Origin of the sequence: Streptomyces hainanensis, from assembly GCF_004348415.1 — a bacterium.
In the GTDB taxonomy this organism is placed as follows: Bacteria; Actinomycetota; Actinomycetes; order Streptomycetales; family Streptomycetaceae; genus Streptomyces; species Streptomyces hainanensis.
Genome location: NZ_SMKI01000797.1, coordinates 1 through 1631, shown reverse-complemented (window position 1 = coordinate 1631; position 1631 = coordinate 1). Strand labels below are relative to the sequence as shown.

Here is a 1631-nt window from a genome sequence, read left to right as displayed (position 1 = left end):
GCCCCCCAGCGGCCCCCGCACCGGCCGCGGCACCGCTGGCTGGCGTTCGTCACCGTCTTCCTGCTGATCGCCATCCCGGCCGGCTATCTGGGGCTCTCCGCCTACCAGAGCCGCGACAGCGGCGAGGACAAGGCGCGGGTGGCCTCGGCCAGGGCGCTGATCTACGAGTGGCCGAGCAAGGTGCAGCGCCGCATCTACGACATCCCGATCCCGGACGGATCGGCCTATGTCGGCTACTACGAGACCAACTCCTGGGACCGGAGCACCATGTATGTGGAGTTCCGCTGTTCGCCCCGGCAACTGAGCGCCTTCCTGGAGGAGTTGGGCGCCGAGTACGGCGACCTCGAACCCGGCGTCACCATCGACCGGGCGAACGCCGACACGGTGGGCTGGAACTTCGACGACCCGTCGCGCGAGTACGCCGGCACCGTCGTCCGGCAGTCGCGCGAAGAGCCCGAGGTGTCCGTCACCGTCGATCTCACCCGTGAGGAACGCCCGCGGCTGTTCGTGGTCTCGACCACCGAACCGTAGCGGCGACGTCGGCTCCTATACTGCGATCCGTTCTTCTTACGATCGCAAAGAGCTGAGCACAACGGGGGCCCGATGTCGCGCACGTCTGACTGGAGTCCGGTCGATATGGACTCGGATCCGACACCGGGGAGTCCGGACGAGGTCCGGACGCTGGCAGACCAACTCCAGACGTTCGCCGACGACGTCGGGGAGGCGTTGGGCCAGGTCCGTGGCATGTCGGAGGACCGGGCGGTGATGGACTGGGCCGGGTTGTCGGCCGAGGCGTTCCGGTCCGAGTTCGACGGGGTGCCGGGCAATCTGGAGAAGCTCCAGACATCGTACGACCTGGCGGCGCGGGCGCTGGGGACGTACTGGCCGAAGTTGGAGACCGCGCAGGGCATGGCGGACCGGGCGTTGGACCGGGCCATCGCGGCGCAGGCCGATCTGACGTCCGCGCAGGGCGCGTTGACCGACGCGCAGGACTGGGTGTCCCGGGCCGGGGACGAGGCCGACCGGCTGGAGCGCGAAGGCGAGCGGGAGAACGTGGAACCGCCCTCGGAGGCGGAGGTACGGGCCGCCACCCGGGACGCCAACGCCGCCGACCAGGCGGCGTCCTCCGCGCAGGGCCGGGTGGACTCCGCCGAGGAGGCCCTCTCCGCCGCGCGTGAACTGGCGCGCCAGGCCAAGGAGATGCGGGAGGACGCGGCCAGCGCCTGCGCGGACGACCTGGACGAGGCGTCCGACGCCGGTATCCGGAACCGCCGTTGGTGGGAGGACGCCATCAACTGGGTGTCCGAGAACTGGGACACCATCGTGGAGGTCTGCAAGGTCGTCGTCGCGGTGCTGGGCATCGTGGTGATGATCATCGGCGGCCCCCTCGCCCTGATCGTCCTCGCCGCGGCGTTGGTGGTGTTGGCCGACACGCTCTACGACTACGCCAACGGCCGGGCGTCGTTGTGGGACGTGGCGTTCGCGGCGTTGGACTGCATCCCGGGCATGAAGGGCCTGACGACGCTGGGTGGGTTGGCGCGTGGGATGCGGTCCCTCGCGACCACCGGTATGCGTGGTCTGCGGCAGGGGATGCGGGGGCTGGGGCAGAGCGTCCGTCGGATGGGTCGGGG

At 70.3% G+C, this 1631-nt stretch carries 2 protein-coding genes; both read left to right on the top strand.

All coding sequences use genetic code 11. The features are described from left to right. A partial coding sequence (locus E1283_RS36010; RefSeq protein ID WP_132822365.1) for a hypothetical protein occupies window positions 1-531 on the top strand: 531 nt, incomplete at its 5' end. A 105-nt stretch (window positions 532-636) separates the two neighbouring features. Further along, on the top strand, window positions 637-1631 hold a 995-nt coding region (locus tag E1283_RS36005), incomplete at its 3' end, for a putative T7SS-secreted protein (protein ID WP_341829985.1).